This window comes from Pseudomonas sp. B2M1-30 (genome assembly GCF_025447575.1).
Classification (GTDB): domain Bacteria; phylum Pseudomonadota; class Gammaproteobacteria; order Pseudomonadales; family Pseudomonadaceae; genus Aquipseudomonas; species Aquipseudomonas botevensis.
The window spans coordinates 116,753-133,156 of the sequence record NZ_JAOEJT010000006.1; the positions used below are offsets into that span (position 1 = coordinate 116,753).

The window sequence follows — 16,404 nt, forward strand, 5'->3', positions numbered from 1 at the left end:
TTAGTCAGGTGTTCATTTGCCGCCGCTGCCGGCCACGCTCTCACCACCCCGGGTCAGGTAGTAGGCGCCGAGGATCGGCAGCATCGTCACCAGCATCACCATCATCGCGACGACGTTGGTCACCGGCACGTCCCGTGGGCGGCTCAGTTGGTTGAGCAGCCACAGCGGCAGGGTGCGTTCATGCCCGGCGGTGAAGGTGGTGACGATGATTTCGTCGAATGACAGCGCAAACGCCAGCATGCCGCCGGCCAGCAGCGCCGAGCCGAGATTGGGCAGGATGATGTAGCGGAAGGTCTGCCAGCCGTCGGCGCCGAGGTCCATCGAGGCCTCGATCAGACTGTGGGAGGTGCGGCGCAAACGGGCGATGACGTTGTTGTAGACGATCACCACACAGAAGGTCGCGTGGCCGACGATGATGGTGAACATTCCCGGCTCGATCCCCAGCGACTTGAACGTCGCCAGCAGCGCGATACCGGTGATGATCCCCGGCAGGGCGATGGGCAGGATCAGCATCAGCGAAATGCCCTGCTTGCCGAAGAAGTCCCGTCGGTACAACGCCGCCGACGCGAGGGTGCCCAGCACCATGGCGATCAGCGTGGCGATGGCCGCGATTTGCAGCGACAGCTTGATTGCTTCCAGCACGTCCGGACGTCCGAACGCCACGCTGAACCAGTGCAGCGTGAAGCCCTTGGGTGGAAAGCTGAACGCGGCGTCTTCGGTGTTGAAGGCGTAGAGGAAGATGATCAGGATCGGGAAGTGCAGGAACACCAACCCGCCCCAGGCGGCGATTTTCAGGCCTGAAGAAGCTTTCTCAGAGTGCATCGAAGGCCCCCAGGCGTTTGACGATGGACAGGTAAACCGCGATCAACACAATCGGCACCAAAGTGAACGCTGCGGCCATCGGCATATTGCCAATCGCCCCTTGCTGCGCATAAACCATGCTGCCGACGAAGTAGCCCGGCGGGCCGACCAGTTGCGGCACGATGAAATCGCCCAGGGTCAGCGAGAAGGTGAAGATCGAGCCAGCCGCGATGCCTGGCACCGACAGCGGCAGAATCACCTGCATGAAGGTCTGGCGCGGTTTCGCGCCGAGGTCGGCGGAGGCCTGCAGCAGCGACGGCGGCAAGCGTTCCAGCGAGGCCTGGATCGGCAGGATCATGAACGGCAGCCAGATGTAGACGAACACCATGAACCGCCCCAGATGCGAGGTCGACAAGGTGCTGCCGCCCACGCCGGGAATCCCCAGAATGAATTGCAGGACCGGCTCCAGTCCCAGGTGCTGAACGAACCACTGCGCCACGCCGCCCTTGGCCAGCAGCAGCGTCCAGGCGTAGGCCTTGACGATGTAGCTGGCCCACATCGGCATCATCACCGCGATGTAGAAAAACGCCTTGGTTTTACCGGTGGTGTAGCGGGCCATGTAGTAGGCGATCGGGAACGCGACGATGGCGCTGGCGATCGACACGACCACGGCCATGCTCAGGGTGCGCAGGATGATGTCGAAGTTCGACGGCTGGAACAGCGCGGCGAAATTGGCCAGGGTCAGGTCCGGTGTGACCGCCATGGTGAAGTCGTCGAAGGTGTAGAAACCCTGCCACAACAGCACCAGCAGCGAGCCGAGATAGATCGCGCCGAACCACAGCAGCGGCGGCACCAGCAGCAGCGACAGGTACAGGTTCGGTTTGCGGTAGAGCAGGTTGGAAAACCTGCGCAACGGCGGCGATTGAGTCATCGCGAGCGTGCTCATGTCACACCCCGCCCGGGACGGTGTCGTGCAGCGGGATCATTGCTTCCCGCGCCCAGCGTGCGGTGAGGCGCTGGCCGGTCTGGTGTTGCGCGCTGCTGTCGATCCACTGGTTGTTGGCCTGGCTGATGCTCAGGGTCTGGCCGTTTTCCAGCTTCAGTTCATAGCGCGTGGCGCTGCCCTGGTACTGGATGTCGTGGAGCAGGCCGCTGACTTCGATTTCATGTTCGGATAGCGGGCCAGCGGCGAAACGCACGTGTTCCGGGCGAATCGAAAACGGTTGCTCGTGGCCGCTGAGCTGGCGCGCCAGATCGCCACGAATCACGTTCGAGGTGCCGACGAATTCGGCGACGAACGTGGTGGTCGGTTTCATGTACAGATTGCGCGGGGTGTCGACCTGCTCGATGCGACCCTTGTTGAACACAGCCACGCGGTCGGACATCGACAGTGCTTCGGTCTGATCGTGGGTGACGAAGATGAACGTGATGCCGAGCTGGCGTTGCAGTTTTTTCAATTCGCTCTGCATTTGCTCGCGCAGTTTCAGATCGAGCGCGCCCAGCGGTTCGTCGAGGAGCAACACGCGCGGGCGATTGACCAGTGCGCGGGCGAGGGCCACGCGCTGGCGCTGACCACCGGACAATTGCACCGGTTTGCGCGTGCCGTAGCCGCCGAGGGCGACCATGTCGAGGGCTTCCTCGGCGCGCTTGTGGCGCTCGGTCTTGCTCACGCCCTTGACCTTCAGGCCATAGGCAACGTTGTCCAGCACGTTCATGTGCGGGAACAGCGCGTAATCCTGGAACACGGTGTTGACGTCACGCTGATAGGGCGGCAGACCGGCCGCTTCGGCGCCGTGAATGCGGATCGAGCCGGCGCTCGGTTGTTCGAACCCGGCGATCAGGCGCAGGCAGGTGGTCTTGCCCGAGCCGGAAGGGCCGAGCATGGAAAAGAACTCGCCGTCCTGGATATCGATGGAAACCCGGTCAACGGCCTTCACCTCGCCGAACTGCCGGGAAACGTTAGTGAACTGGACTGCAAGCGTCATGGTGCGGTGCTCCGGTGAAGCGCGTGTTCGATAGTGGACAGGAGGGGGCGAGGGGGAAAGGGAGCTGACCGGGTTGGGCCGGACATTCCGCTTTTAGCTCCCTCTCCCTCCGGGTGAGGGGAGAGGGAGCCGATCGCGTTATTTTCGAGAACTACCTGCCGCCCATGATCGCGATATAGTCCTGAGTCCAGCGGCTGTACGGCACGAATTTGCCGCCCTCGGCCTGTGGGGTTTTCCAGAAGGCGATCTTGTCGAATTGATCGAAGCCGTTGGTCTTGCAGCCTTCGGCGCCGAGCAGTTCGCTTTCCTTGCACGCCGCCGGAACCGCCGGCAGCGAACCGAACCACGCCGCGACATCACCCTGGATTTTCGGTTGCAGCGACCAGTCCATCCACTTGTAGGCGCAGTTCGGGTGCTTGGCTTCGGCGTGCAGCATGGTGGTGTCGGCCCAGCCGGTGGCGCCTTCTTTCGGGATGGTCGAGGCGATCGGTTGCTTGTCGGTGGTCAGCCCGTTGACCTGATACGGCCAGGAGCTGGACGCCGCTACGCCTTCGTTCTTGAAGTCGCTCATCTGCACGGTCGCGTCGTGCCAGTAGCGGTGGATCAGCGGCTGCTGGGCGCGCAGCAGATCGAGCACAGCCTTGTACTGTTCCTCGGTCAGTTGATACGGGTCCTTGATCCCCAGCTCAGGCTTGGTGCTCTTGAGGTACAGCGCCGCGTCGGCGATGTAGATCGGGCCGTCGTAGGCCTGCACGCGGCCCTTGTTCGGCTTGCCGTCAGGCAGGTTCTGTTCGGTGAAGACGACGCTCCAGCTGGTCGGCGCGGTCTTGAACACGTTGGTGTTGTACATCAACACGTTCGGACCCCACTGGTACGGGCTGCCGTAGGTCTGCTTGTTGACCACGTACCACGGCGCGTCTTTCAGGCGTGGGTCGAGGTTCTTCCAGTTCGGGATCAGCGCGGTGTTGATCGGCTGCACACGCTTGCCGACGATCAACCGCAGCGAGGCGTCGCCGGACGCGGTCACCAGGTCGTAACCGCCCTTGGCCATCAGGCTGACCATTTCATCGGAGGTGGCGGCGGTTTTCACGTTGACCTTGCAGCCGGTTTCCTTCTCGAAACCGGTCACCCAGTCGTAGGCCTTGTCGCTTTCACCGCGTTCGATGTAGCCCGGCCAGGCGACGATATCCAGTTGCCCCTCGCCAGCGCCGACAGCCTTCAACGGCTCGGCGGCCTGCACGCTGACGCTGGCCAGCAGGGCCGTGGTGATTGCACTGAAAAGTGCGGTCTTGTGCACGAACATGGTTGATCCCTCTTCTTTAAATTATGGTCGGGGCAGTTGTGAACGCGGTGAAGCATGCCGTGAGCGGCTTGTTATTAGCGTAGTCAGAGATGCTGGCCATGGCGGGCCATGATGTGCCGCACCACACTGTAGTCATGTAGCGAATCGCTGGATAAGTCTTTGCCGTAACCGGAGCGTTTCAGGCCGCCGTGGGGCATTTCGCTGACCAGCATGAAGTGGCTGTTGATCCAGGTGCAGCCGTATTGCAGCCGCGCGGCAACCTGCATCGCCTTGTCCAGATTCTGCGTCCACACCGACGAAGCGAGGCCGTATTCCGAGTCGTTGGCCCAGTCCACGGCTTGGGACAGCTCATCGAAACGGGTCACGGTGACCACTGGCCCGAACACTTCGCGCTGGACGATTTCGTCGCTCTGTTTGCAACCGGCCAGCAATGTCGGTTGATAGAAGAACCCGGCGCCGGAATGCACCGCCGCGCCGGTCACCCGTTCGATGTGCGGCTGGCCGAGGGCGCGTTCGACGAAACTGGCCACGCGGTCGCGCTGGCGAGTGCTGATCAGCGGGCCGATTTCGTTGTCGGCGTCGCGCTTGCCGGCGAAGCGCAGGCTGCTGACCGCCGCGCCCAGTTCGGCGACCAGTTTGTCGTGGATGCCGGACTGGGCGTAGATCCGGCACGCCGCCGTGCAGTCCTGGCCCGCGTTGTAATAGCCGTAGGTGCGCACGCCTTCGACCACGGCTTGCAGGTCGGCATCGTTGCAGACGATCACCGGGGCCTTGCCGCCGAGTTCCAGATGAGTGCGTTTGAGGGTTTTCGCGGCGGCCTGGAGGATTTTCTGGCCGGTGACGATATCGCCGGTCAGCGACACCATGCGCACTTTCGGGTGGCCGACCAGATGGCTGCCGACCCCTTCGCCACCACCGCAGATGATGTTGATCACCCCGCGCGGCAGGATTTCGGCCAATGCTGGCGCCAGCGCCAGAATCGACAGCGGCGTGTGTTCCGACGGTTTGAACACCAGCGTGTTGCCGGCGGCCAGGGCCGGGGCGATCTTCCACGCGGCCATCATGATCGGGTAGTTCCACGGCGCGATGGATGCCACCACGCCAATCGGGTCGCGGCGCACCATGCTGGTGTAGCCCGGCAGGTATTCGCCGCTCAACTGGCCGGTCTGGCAGCGCACGGCACCGGCGAAGAACCGAAACACATCGACCGTGGCGCTCAGGTCATCCTGACGCGCCAGGTGCAGTGGCTTGCCACAGTTCAGCGCTTCGAGACGGGCGAGGTGATCGGCGTGTTTTTCCACGGCGCCGGCAATATCCAGCAGCAGGTTGGAGCGTTGTTGCGGGGTGGTGCGCGACCATTCGGCAAAGGCCCGGTGGGCGGCGAGGATCGCGGCTTCGACTTGTTCGGTACTGGCTTCGGCAATGTGAGTCAGGACTTCACCGGTGGCCGGGTTGAGGATCGGCTCGACAAAACCCTGGCCGGCGACCAGTTCGCCGTCGATCAATAACGCGGTACACATCGGGGTCTGCGCGCCAGCCATTTTCCGTGTTCTCTTTTCTTGTGTGGTCATGTGGCTCCCGTGCCCCGGAAGCCGACCGTCTTATGAGATGCAGCAAGACTAGTGCGCGCCTGCGGGGTCGACAAATTCTAAATACTGAAGGTGGCATTCGATTAAATAGATGGCTTGCGTCCGCCGTTGGGCTGCTCGCGGGCGACGGTCAGGAACGGATCGACCAACGCCGGCCGGGCGGTGCCACGACGCCAGGCCAGACCGACATCGAGGGTCTGGCTGAGGTCGGCAATCGGCCGCGCTTCGATGATGTCGCCTTCCAGCGACCACGGGCGGTAGGTCATGTCCGGCTGAATCGAAACGCCGAGACCCGCCGCTACCAGGCTGCGCACAGCCTCGGTGGACGCGGTTCGCAAAGTGATTTTTGGTTGCAGGCCAGCGCCACGCCACAGTCGTTGAGCGTTGCGATCCATCTCGTCGACATTCAGTTGAATCAATGGCTCGCGGGCGACGTCGGCGAGGTTGATGCTGTCGTGTTCCAGCAGTGGATGCTGGGCCGGCAGCCACAAACGGTGCGGTGAATGGGTCAGGACTTCGGTCTGCAAGGCATGGCGGTCTTCGAGGTTGGACAGGATCAATACCCCGACATCGATTTCGCCGCTGACCAGCAAGTGCTCGATGTACGGGCGCTCGTCCTCCATGACCCGGATTTCGACATTGGGATAGGCGCGCTGGAATCGCGTGAGCAAGTCCGCCAGGTAGTAACCCGCCACCAGGCTGGTCACGCCGACGATCAACTGCCCGGCAACCTGATCGGTGCTTTGTTGCAGGCTGCGTTTGGCGTTGTCCACGGTCGCCAGAATCAAGTGCGCCTGGCGCAGGAATTGATGTCCCTGGTGCGTCAGGGTCATGCCCTTGGCGTGGCGGTTGAACAGGCTGACGCCGATTTCCTCTTCCAGTTGCTGGATCGCCAGGGTCAGGGTCGATTGGGAAATGAACGCGGTTTGCGCGGCGGCGGAAATCGAACCGGTCTCGGCCACGGCGATGAAGTGACGGATCTGACGCAAGGTCATCATGGAGGGAATACCCGGTGGGCGGTTTTTATAGATTGCTGCGAGTGTATATCGGTTTTTTGAGTGGGGAGCTTTCAGCGGCAGGCTGCGAGTACCCGCTGGAGCAACATCTGGAAGCACACTCACAAGTGGGGGGAGGGCACTTTCGGACTAGTCTGAGGGCCTTGTTGATCCGGATAACCCCTGTTTGGAGGCGGAACATGAACACCCGTGGATTGCTCGATCAATTGCTCAAGTCTGGCCAGGAACTGTTGAAGGACAAGGCTGGCGGGGCGCAGAACAAACCGGCTGCCGGTGGCCTGGGCGGTTTGCTCGGCGGGGCTTCCGGCAGTGGCGGGCTCGGCAGTCTGCTCTCCGGCGCCGGTGGCGGCGCGCTGGCGGCCGGGGCCATGGGCCTGCTGCTGGGGAGCAAGAAGGCGCGCAAGGTGGGTGGCAAGGTCGCGATCTATGGCGGCCTCGCGGCGTTGGGGGTGATTGCCTACAAGGCCTACGGCAACTGGAACGCCCAGAAAGGCACCGCGCCGCAAACCGAACCGCAGACCCTGGATCGCCTGCCGCCCGCGCAGGCCGAGCAACACAGCCAGGCGATTCTCAAGGCTCTGGTCGCGGCAGCGAAAGCCGATGGCCACATCGACGACCGTGAGCGTCAGTTGATCGAAGGCGAGTTCACCCGGCTCGACAACGATCAGGAACTGCAACACTGGTTGCACGCCGAACTCAACAAACCCCTCGATCCAGCCGATGTCGCCCGCGCCGCCAGCACCCCGGAAATGGCGGCGGAGATGTACGTCGCCAGCGTGATGCTGGTGGACGAGGAGAACTTCATGGAAAAGTCCTATCTGGACGAACTGGCGCGGCAATTGAAGCTGGAGCCGGGGTTGAAGCTCGAGCTGGAAAAGCAGGTACGAGTGGCTTCTGCGTGACCTGCATCGTCGTGGCGGGACGCCAACGCGCCCGCCACCGCGCAGCCGAGAGGCCGATGATGGCCAATACATCGCCCCTTTTTGCCATTGCGTCGCTGGCAAGCGTTCCCCGTCATGCCCGACAGTCCCCTCCCAGAGCCTTGCCGGCGCTTGTGTCGGGAAGGTGAGGAGCGGCAACACGTCTTATAAATGAAACACCGCCCTCAGCTATACTCCCCCGCATTTCGACCTGTGCCCGAGGAATGACTGTGAAGAACTGGACGTTGCGCCAACGCATTTTGGCGAGCTTTGCGGTGATTATCGCCATCATGCTGCTGATGGTGGTCGTCTCGTATTCGCGGTTGTTGAAGATCGAGGCCAGTGAGAACAGCGTGCGTGACGACGCGATTCCCGGGGTCTATTACAGCTCGATGATCCGTGGCGCCTGGGTCGACAGCTATTTGCAGACCCAGGAACTGCTGGGGCTCAAGGAAGGCCAGGGCGTCAGCGCCGAAGATGCGGCGGATTACAAGACGTTCGAGGCCCGGCTCCAGGAGCACATGGGCAACTACCGCAGTACGGTGACCACCGACGAGGACCGCATCGAGTTCGCGGCGTTCGAGAAGGATCACGACACTTACATGCAGATTCAGGATGCCGTTCTGGACCTGCACAAGCGCAATCAGGAAGCCGATGCGCTCAAAATGTTCAACGACAAGTTGACGCCGGCCTGGATCAGCGGCCGCATGAAGCTCAACGACATCATTGGCGAGAACAAGAAAGTCGCCGATCAGGCCATGAACGCGATCGACGATGCCGTGGCAGCGGCCAAAGTCAGCATGTTCGTTTCGCTGCTGGTGGCGGTGCTCGCGGCGGGTCTGTGCGGCTTGTTGCTGATGCGCGCGATCATGGCGCCGATGAACCTGCTGGTACGGATTCTCGACATCATGCGCACCGGTGACTTGAGTTCACGCCTGAACCTGGGCCGCAAGGACGAGTTCAACGCCGTGGAAACCGGCTTCAACGACATGATGACCGAGTTGACGGCGCTGGTGTCCCAGGCCCAGCGCTCGTCGGTGCAGGTGACCACCTCGGTGACCGAGATCGCCGCGACCTCCAAGCAGCAACAGGCCACCGCCACTGAAACCGCCGCCACCACCACGGAAATCGGCGCGACCTCGCGTGAAATTGCCGCGACCTCGCGGGATCTGGTGCGCACCATGACCGAAGTGTCCACCGCCGCCGATCAGGCCTCGGTACTTGCCGGTTCCGGCCAGCAAGGCCTGGCGCGGATGGAAGACACCATGCATTCGGTGATGGGCGCGGCGGATCTGGTCAACGCCAAACTGGCGATCCTCAACGAGAAGGCCGGCAACATCAACCAGGTGGTGGTGACCATCGTCAAGGTCGCCGACCAGACCAACCTGCTGTCCCTGAACGCCGCGATCGAAGCAGAGAAGGCCGGTGAATACGGCCGCGGTTTTGCCGTGGTCGCCACCGAAGTGCGGCGTCTGGCGGATCAGACGGCGGTCGCCACTTATGACATCGAACAGATGGTGCGCGAGATTCAGTCGGCGGTGTCCGCCGGCGTGATGGGCATGGACAAGTTTTCCGAAGAAGTGCGCCGGGGCATGGCCGAGGTGCAGCAGGTCGGCGAGCAGTTGTCGCAGATCATCCATCAGGTGCAGGCGCTGGCGCCGCGCGTGCTGATGGTCAACGAAGGCATGCAGGCCCAGGCCACCGGTGCCGAGCAGATCAACCACGCCCTGGTGCAGCTCGGCGATGCCAGCAGCCAGACGGTCGAGTCGTTGCGTCAGGCCAGTTTCGCCATCGACGAACTGAGCCAGGTGGCCGTCGGCCTGCGCAGCGGCGTTTCGCGATTCAAAGTCTGATGAGCGAAATCACCGTCAAGCGCAACGTCGCGCCAGTGGCGAAGAAGGCGTTGTTCCTGCTGTTTCGCATCGGCAGCGAACGCTATGCCTTGCGCGCCACGGAAGTGGCGGAGGTGCTGCCGCGCCTGCCGCTCAAACCGATTGCCCGGGCACCGGCCTGGGTCGCCGGGGTGTTCGCCTATCGTGGCACGGTGGTGCCGGTGATCGACCTCAGCGCCCTGACATTCGGCCAGTCGGCGGAGGCGCGCACCAGCACGCGACTGGTGCTGGTGCATTACCGCCCGGACGAATCGCTGCCGGAACAACGGCTCGGGCTGATCCTCGAACAGGCCACCGATACCCTGCGCTGCGACCCGCAAGAGTTTCAGCCCTATGGCCTCGACAACCGCCAGGCGCCGTACCTGGGGCCGGTGCGCGAAGACGCCCAAGGCCTGGTGCAATGGGTGCGGGTCAACGACTTGCTGGATGAGGCTGTGCGCGCGCTGTTGTTCCCGGTGCCGCCGCTGGATCCGGCGCAGCTTGAGGCCCGGCCATGAGCGACGACCAGCGGTTTTTCGATTTTCTCAAGGTACGCATCGGCCTCGACGTGACGTCGGTGGGGCCGGCGATCATCGAGCGTGCCGTGCGCCAACGCATCACCCTCTCGCAGAGCGTCAATGGCAATGATTACTGGCAGTTGCTGCAAGGCTCGCGGGATGAACAGCAGGCCTTGATCGAGGCCGTGATCGTTCCGGAAACCTGGTTTTTCCGCTATCCGGAGTCTTTCGCGACCCTCGGCAAACTGGCGCGCCAGCGTCTGACCGAGCTGAACAACATGCGCGCGTTGCGCATTCTCAGCCTGCCGTGCTCCACCGGCGAGGAACCCTATTCGATTGCCATGGCGCTGCTCGATGCCGGGCTCAAGCCCCATCAGTTCAAGGTCGATGCCATGGATGTCAGCCCGTTGTCGGTGGACAAGGCGCGGCGGGCGCTGTACGGCAAGAACTCATTTCGCGGTCAGGATCTGGAGTATCGCGAACGGCATTTCCTGCCGCAGGAGGACGGTTACCGGGTCAACGACAGCGTGCGTGAGCAGGTGCGCTGGATGGTGGGCAATGTGCTCGATCCGGCCTTGCTCGGCAACGAACCGCCATTCGATTTCGTGTTCTGCCGCAACCTGCTGATCTATTTCGATCAACCGACCCAGCAACAAGTCTTCGAGCTGCTCAAGCGCCTGACCCATGTCGACGGTGTGCTGTTTATCGGCCCGGCCGAGGGCAGTCTGCTGGGGCGCCTGGGCATGCGCTCAATCGGTATCCCGCAGTCGTTCGCCTTCAGTCGTCACAGCGAGCCTGCGCCGCCGATGCCGGCCTTTGCCGCGACGTCGATGCCGGCGCCAACCCCGCTGCCTCTGCGCCAACCGATACCGAGCGCGCCGCCGGCACCGGTGCGCAGTCGTCCGTTTGCCGCCGTGACGCCATTGCCGGCGACCAGCAAAAGCCCGGACCCGGACCCGGACGCCGCGACGCTGCTGGCCAACATCGCTGCACTCGCCAACGAAGGCAAAAGCGCCGAGGCGCGCGCTGCTTGCGAACAGTATCTGCGCAGCCATGAGCCGGTGGCCCAGGTGTTCTATTGGCTTGGCTTGTTGAGCGACGTTGCCGGCAGCGTCCTCGAAGCCCAGGGTTACTACCGCAAAGCCCTGTACCTTGAACCGCAACATCCCGAAGCGTTGATGCATCTGGCCGTGCTGTTGCAGGCCCAGGGCGACGCGGCGGGTGCCAGACGATTGCAGGAACGCGCCGCCCGCAGCGGCCGCACCGCCGACAGTGAGCGTAAACGATGATCCCGTCCGACACCTTGAACGTCACCCATGAAGACGCCCGGGCCATCGACGATTGCTGGAACCGTATCGGCATCCATGGCGACAAGTCCTGCCCGCTGCTGGAAGACCACATTCATTGCCGCAATTGCTCGGTGTATTCCGCCGCCGCCACGCGTCTGCTCGACCGTTACGCGTTGCAACAGGACGAGCGCGACCCGGTGGCGACCAGCGTCGAAACCGAGCTGAAGACTCGCTCGCTGCTGATGTTCCGCCTCGGCGAAGAATGGCTCGGTCTGGCGACCCGCAGTCTGGTGGAAGTCGCACCGTTGCAAGCGATTCACTCGCTGCCGCACCAGCGCTCGCGGGCGCTGCTGGGCGTGGCGAATGTGCGTGGTGCGTTGGTGGCCTGTCTTTCGCTGGTCGAACTGCTCGACCTTGATGGCAATGCCGCGCCGGCCACGGGCGCACGGATCATGCCGCGCATGCTGATCATCGCCGCCCAGGGCGGGCCGGTGGTGGTGCCGGTGGACGAGGTGGACGGCATTCACGCCATCGACGAGCGGATTCTGGATGCAGCTTCCCGGTCGGGCGCGCAGGCCAGTGCCAAATACACCCGTGGCGTCTTACCGTTCAAAGGTCGCAGCCTGCGCTGGCTGGATGAAGAACAGTTGCTGTCCGCCGTGACCCGGAGCCTGACATGACCCCCGAGCAAATGCGCGACGCCTCGCTGCTCGAGCTTTTCAGCCTCGAAGCCGAAGCCCAGACCCAGGTGCTCAGCGCCGGGCTGCTGGCGCTGGAGCGCAACCCGACCCAGGCCGATCAACTGGAATCGTGCATGCGTGCCGCTCACTCGCTCAAGGGCGCGGCGCGGATCGTCGGTATCGACAGCGGCGTCAGCGTCGCCCATGTGATGGAGGATTGTCTGGTCAGCGCCCAGGAAGGGCGGCTGTTCCTGCGTCCGGAACATATCGATGCCCTGCTGCAAGGCACCGACCTGCTGATGCGCATCGCCACCCCGGCCAATGGCCCGCAAGCGGCGGACATCGAGGCTTATGTGGCGTTGATGGGCGGCTTGCTCGATCCGGCCGGGGCGCCGGGCGTGCCTGCCGTGCCGAGTGCGCCGCCAATGGCCGAATTACAACTGCAGGCGCCACCGCTCGTTGTTGAGCCGGCGCCGGCTGTTGAAGCCATTATCGAGAGGCCGCCAGAGCCGGAACCGGAGCCCGCGCCGCGCAAAAACAAACGCACCACCGAGGGTGGCGAGCGGGTGCTGCGGGTCACCGCCGAGCGCTTGAACAGCCTGCTCGATCTGTCGAGCAAATCCCTGGTGGAAACCCAGCGACTCAAGCCGCACCTGGCCACCATGCAACGCCTCAAACGCATGCAGGACAACGGCCTGCGCGCCCTGGAAAGTCTCAACGTCCATCTCACCGAGCACGCGCTGAGCCTGGAAGCCCAAGAGGCGCTGGAAGATGCCCGGCGCCTGCTTTCGGAGTCGCAACAGTTGCTGGCGGAGAAAAACGCCGAGCTCGATGAGTTCGCCTGGCAAGCCAGCCAGCGTGCCCAGGTGCTGTATGACACGGCGCTGGCCTGCCGCATGCGACCGTTCGCCGATGTGTTGTCCGGCCAGGTGCGGATGGTCCGCGATCTGGGACGCAGCCTCGGCAAGCAGGTACGGCTGGAGATCGAGGGCGAGAAAACCCAGGTCGACCGCGATGTGCTGGAAAAACTCGAAGCACCGCTCACGCACTTGCTGCGCAATGCGGTCGATCACGGCATCGAAACCCCGCAAGAGCGCTTGCTCAAGGGCAAGCCCGAGGAAGGCCTGATCCGTCTGCGCGCCTCGCATCAGGCCGGGTTGCTGATATTGGAACTGAGCGATGACGGCAACGGCGTGGACCTGGAAAAGGTGCGTCGCAGTATTGTCGAGCGGCAGTTGTCCCCGGCCGAAACCGCTGCGCAACTGAGTGAAGAAGAACTGCTGACGTTTCTGTTCCTGCCGGGTTTCAGCCTGCGCGACAAGGTCACCGAAGTCTCCGGGCGTGGTGTCGGCCTTGACGCGGTGCAGCACATGGTCCGCCAGTTGCGTGGCGCAGTGGTGCTGGAGCAGACGGCGGGCGAGGGCAGCCGCTTCCATCTGGAAGTGCCGCTGACCCTGTCGGTGGTGCGCAGTCTGGTGGTGGAAGTCGGCGACGAGGCCTACGCGTTCCCGCTGGCACACATCGAGCGCATGTGCGATCTGGCACCGGATGACATCGTCCAGGTCGAAGGTCGTCAGCATTTCTGGCACGAGGGCCGGCATGTCGGTCTGGTCGCCGCCAGCCAGTTGCTGCAACGCCCGGCGAGCCAGAGCAGTGGCGAGACCCTGAAGGTTGTGGTGATCCGCGAGCGCGATGCGATCTACGGCGTGGCGGTCGAGCGTTTCATCGGCGAGCGCACGCTGGTGGTGCTGCCGCTGGACGAGCGTCTGGGCAAGGTCCAGGACATTTCCGCCGGGGCCTTGCTCGACGACGGTTCGGTGGTGCTGATCGTCGACGTCGAAGACATGCTGCGTTCGGTGGACAAACTGCTCAACACCGGGCGCCTGGAACGTATTGCCCGCCACGGCAATCAGGCGGCGGAAGCGGCGCGCAAACGGGTGCTGGTGGTCGACGACTCGCTGACCGTACGCGAACTGCAACGCAAGCTGCTGCTCAATCGCGGCTACGACGTGGCCGTGGCGGTGGACGGCATGGACGGCTGGAACGCGCTACGTTCCGAGGATTTCGACCTGCTGATCACCGACATCGACATGCCGCGCATGGACGGCATCGAACTGGTGACGTTGCTGCGCCGCGACAACCGTCTGCAATCGCTGCCAGTGATGGTGGTGTCCTACAAGGATCGCGAGGAAGACCGGCGCCGTGGACTGGACGCCGGAGCCGACTATTATCTAGCCAAGGCCAGTTTTCATGACGACGCCCTGCTCGACGCAGTGGTCGAGCTCATCGGAGGAGCGCGGGCATGAAGATCGCAATCGTCAACGACATGCCCATGGCGGTGGAAGCCTTGCGCCGGGCGCTGGCCTTCGAGCCGGCGCATCAGGTGGTGTGGGTTGCCGGCAACGGCGCCGAGGCGGTGCGGCTGTGCGCGGAAAACACCCCGGACCTGATCCTGATGGACCTGATCATGCCGGTGATGGACGGCGTCGAGGCGACCCGGCGGATCATGGCCGAAACCCCGTGCGCCATCGTCATTGTCACGGTCGACCGCCAACAGAACGTGCATCGGGTGTTCGAGGCCATGGGCCACGGCGCGCTGGATGTGGTCGACACCCCGGCCATCGGTGCCGGCAATGCCCAGGAAGCGGCCGCGCCGCTGCTGCGCAAGATTCTCAACATCGGCTGGCTGATCGGCGAGAAGACCGCCCGTTCGCGCCCGGTGCCCAATCCGCCGCGCAGTTCCGCTTCGCGCCAGCGGCTGGTGGCGATCGGCTCGTCGGCCGGCGGCCCGGCAGCGCTGGAAGTGCTGCTCAAGGGCCTGCCGCGCAACTTTTCTGCGGCAATCGTGCTGGTGCAGCACGTCGACCAGGTCTTTGCTGCGGGCATGGCCGAATGGCTGGCCAGCGCCAGCGGTCTCGATGTGCGCCTGGCCCGTGAGGGCGAGCCGCCGCAATGCGGCGCGGTGCTGCTGGCCGGCACCAACCACCATATCCGTTTGCTGAAAAACGGCACGCTGGCCTACACCGCCGAGCCGGTCAACGAGATCTACCGTCCCTCCATCGACGTGTTTTTCGAAAGTGTCGCCAGTTACTGGAACGGTGACGCAGTGGGGGTTTTATTGACCGGGATGGGACGCGACGGGGCACAAGGGCTTAAGCTCATGCGCCAACAGGGTTATCTGACCATCGCGCAGGATCAGCAAAGCAGTGCGGTGTACGGCATGCCCAAGGCCGCCGCAGCGATTGACGCGGCCGTAGAAATCCGTCCACTGGAAAAGATAGCGCCACGATTGCTGGAGGTTTTCCCCAAATGAACGCAAATATCCGCAATCCTGGCCCCCGCAGTACTCAGGTGACCGTCCATGAATGACTTACAGATCGATGACATCAAAACCGACGAAAATGCCGCCATGGTGTTGTTGGTGGACGATCAGGCGATGATCGGCGAGGCCGTGCGTCGCGGCCTGGCGAACGAAGAGAACATCGACTTCCACTTTTGCTCCGACCCGCAACAGGCCATTGCCCATGCCGTGCGGATCAAACCGACGGTGATCCTGCAGGATCTGGTGATGCCCGGGCTCGACGGCCTGAGCCTGGTGCGCGAGTACCGTAATCATCCGGCGACCAAGGACATCCCGATCATCGTCCTGTCGACCAAGGAAGATCCGCTGATCAAGAGCGCGGCGTTCTCGGCTGGCGCCAACGATTATCTGGTGAAACTGCCGGACAACATCGAATTGGTGGCCCGGATCCGCTATCACTCGCGCTCCTACATGACCCTGCTGCAACGGGACGCGGCCTACCGCGCGTTGCGGGTCAGCCAGCAGCAGTTGCTCGACACCAACCTGGTGCTGCAGCGCCTGATGAACTCCGACGGCCTGACCGGGCTGTCCAACCGTCGGCACTTCGATGAGTACCTGGAACTGGAGTGGCGCCGTTCGCTGCGCGATCAGAGCCAGTTGTCGCTGCTGATGATCGACGTCGATTACTTCAAGTCCTACAACGACAGCTTCGGCCACGTCGAAGGTGACGAGGCCTTGCGCAAGGTCGCCACCGCGATCCGTGACGCCAGCGCCCGCCCCTCGGACCTGCCGGCCCGCTATGGCGGCGAGGAGTTCGCCCTGGTGTTGCCCAACACCTCGCCGGGCGGCGCGCGGCTGGTGGCGGAGAAACTGCGCCAGACCGTGGCGGCGCTGAAAATCCCGCACAACACCCCGGGTGAAGGTTCGAGCCTGACCATCAGCATCGGCCTGGCGACCATGGTGCCGGAGGCGGGCAGCGATTGCCGGCTGCTGATCTCGGCGGCGGATCGCGGGTTGTATCAGGCCAAGAACAATGGGCGTAATCAGGTCGGGATCGAGTAACGGCCATCCCTCACCCCGGCTCTTTCCCGGAGGGAGAGGGGGTGAGCGGAGTGTCTTTTGGCAAACAGA

The 16,404-nt window shown here is 63.5% G+C and carries 14 protein-coding genes; 8 read left to right on the plus strand and 6 right to left on the minus strand.

Annotation, left to right across the window (positions count from 1 at the left end):
• Nucleotides 1–12: 12 nt before the first annotated feature.
• From N8H74_RS14215 to N8H74_RS14240, 6 genes are all read right to left on the minus strand, one after another.
• The gene (locus N8H74_RS14215; protein ID WP_262148289.1) at nt 13–822 is read right to left on the minus strand and encodes an ABC transporter permease; all 810 of its coding nucleotides are present in this window, start codon (nt 820–822) and stop codon (nt 13–15) included.
• Nucleotides 812–1,747, minus strand: a complete 936-nt coding sequence (locus N8H74_RS14220) for an ABC transporter permease (RefSeq protein ID WP_217832377.1) — start codon at nt 1,745–1,747, stop codon at nt 812–814. The genes N8H74_RS14215 and N8H74_RS14220 overlap by 11 nt, the downstream gene beginning before the upstream one ends.
• A gap of 1 nt (nt 1,748) precedes the next feature.
• Entirely contained in the window at nt 1,749–2,786 is a 1,038-nt protein-coding gene (locus N8H74_RS14225) for an ABC transporter ATP-binding protein (protein ID WP_262148291.1), read from the minus strand.
• Nucleotides 2,787–2,937: 151 nt separating this feature from the next.
• Entirely contained in the window at nt 2,938–4,089 is a 1,152-nt protein-coding gene (ydcS, locus tag N8H74_RS14230; RefSeq protein WP_262148293.1) for a putative ABC transporter substrate-binding protein YdcS, read from the minus strand.
• 83 nt (nt 4,090–4,172) lie between these two features.
• Nucleotides 4,173–5,630: a gamma-aminobutyraldehyde dehydrogenase gene (locus tag N8H74_RS14235; RefSeq protein WP_262148295.1), complete on the minus strand. Its 1,458-nt coding sequence runs from the start codon at nt 5,628–5,630 to the stop codon at nt 4,173–4,175.
• Between the two features lie 131 nt (nt 5,631–5,761).
• On the minus strand, nt 5,762–6,676 hold the full coding sequence (locus N8H74_RS14240) for a LysR family transcriptional regulator (RefSeq protein ID WP_262148297.1): 915 nt from the start codon (nt 6,674–6,676) through the stop codon (nt 5,762–5,764).
• A 197-nt stretch (nt 6,677–6,873) separates the two neighbouring features.
• Here N8H74_RS14240 and N8H74_RS14245 point away from each other — a divergent pair, with 197 nt between their 5' ends.
• The 8 genes from N8H74_RS14245 to N8H74_RS14280 all read left to right on the plus strand — a co-directional run bounded on the left by N8H74_RS14245 (nt 6,874) and on the right by N8H74_RS14280 (nt 16,335).
• Nucleotides 6,874–7,596: a tellurite resistance TerB family protein gene (locus tag N8H74_RS14245; protein ID WP_262148298.1), complete on the plus strand. Its 723-nt coding sequence runs from the start codon at nt 6,874–6,876 to the stop codon at nt 7,594–7,596.
• 248 nt (nt 7,597–7,844) lie between these two features.
• Nucleotides 7,845–9,467 carry a methyl-accepting chemotaxis protein gene (locus N8H74_RS14250; RefSeq protein ID WP_262148300.1) on the plus strand — a complete coding sequence of 541 codons (1,623 nt, stop codon included), beginning with the start codon at nt 7,845–7,847 and terminating at the stop codon, nt 9,465–9,467.
• Nucleotides 9,467–10,003, plus strand: coding sequence for a chemotaxis protein CheW (locus tag N8H74_RS14255; protein WP_262148302.1), 537 nt, complete (start codon nt 9,467–9,469; stop codon nt 10,001–10,003). The genes N8H74_RS14250 and N8H74_RS14255 overlap by 1 nt, the downstream gene beginning before the upstream one ends.
• Nucleotides 10,000–11,292: a CheR family methyltransferase gene (locus tag N8H74_RS14260; RefSeq protein WP_262148304.1), complete on the plus strand. Its 1,293-nt coding sequence runs from the start codon at nt 10,000–10,002 to the stop codon at nt 11,290–11,292. The genes N8H74_RS14255 and N8H74_RS14260 overlap by 4 nt, the downstream gene beginning before the upstream one ends.
• The gene (locus tag N8H74_RS14265; protein ID WP_262148306.1) at nt 11,289–11,972 is read left to right on the plus strand and encodes a chemotaxis protein CheW; all 684 of its coding nucleotides are present in this window, start codon (nt 11,289–11,291) and stop codon (nt 11,970–11,972) included. The genes N8H74_RS14260 and N8H74_RS14265 overlap by 4 nt, the downstream gene beginning before the upstream one ends.
• Nucleotides 11,969–14,278, plus strand: a complete 2,310-nt coding sequence (locus N8H74_RS14270) for a hybrid sensor histidine kinase/response regulator (protein WP_262148308.1) — start codon at nt 11,969–11,971, stop codon at nt 14,276–14,278. Before N8H74_RS14265 ends, N8H74_RS14270 begins: the two co-directional genes overlap by 4 nt.
• Entirely contained in the window at nt 14,275–15,285 is a 1,011-nt protein-coding gene (locus N8H74_RS14275) for a chemotaxis response regulator protein-glutamate methylesterase (RefSeq protein WP_217832388.1), read from the plus strand. The genes N8H74_RS14270 and N8H74_RS14275 overlap by 4 nt, the downstream gene beginning before the upstream one ends.
• A gap of 48 nt (nt 15,286–15,333) precedes the next feature.
• Nucleotides 15,334–16,335, plus strand: coding sequence for a PleD family two-component system response regulator (locus N8H74_RS14280; RefSeq protein ID WP_262148311.1), 1,002 nt, complete (start codon nt 15,334–15,336; stop codon nt 16,333–16,335).
• Nucleotides 16,336–16,404 lie beyond the last annotated feature (69 nt).